Below are 229 nucleotides of genomic sequence, written 5' to 3' on the forward strand. Positions count from 1 at the left end.
CTATTAGGCCACAAGAAGATTGCCTTTATTGGTGGTAAGTTAGACTTCGTAGTAACTGTCGATCACTTAGAAGGATATCGCCATGCTCTAGAAAACTCAGGTTTAACCTTAAAAGATGACTATGTTGTCTTTCATGAAGAGTTACAAGAAGGTGGTCAGGAGGCTGTTATTGAATTAATGTCGTTAGGAGAAAGGCCAACAGCTCTCATTGTAGCAGATGATATAATGA

General features: G+C 38.9%; 1 protein-coding gene. It reads left to right on the forward strand.

Annotated features, from left to right (window positions below; genetic code table 11):
• The coding region (locus AOA60_RS01100) for a substrate-binding domain-containing protein (RefSeq protein ID WP_158235004.1) at positions 1 to 229 on the forward strand (229 nt) is incomplete at both ends.

Source organism: Pseudomonas sp. 2822-17 (genome assembly GCF_002742485.1).
Classification (GTDB): domain Bacteria; phylum Pseudomonadota; class Gammaproteobacteria; order Pseudomonadales; family Pseudomonadaceae; genus Aquipseudomonas; species Aquipseudomonas cyclaminis.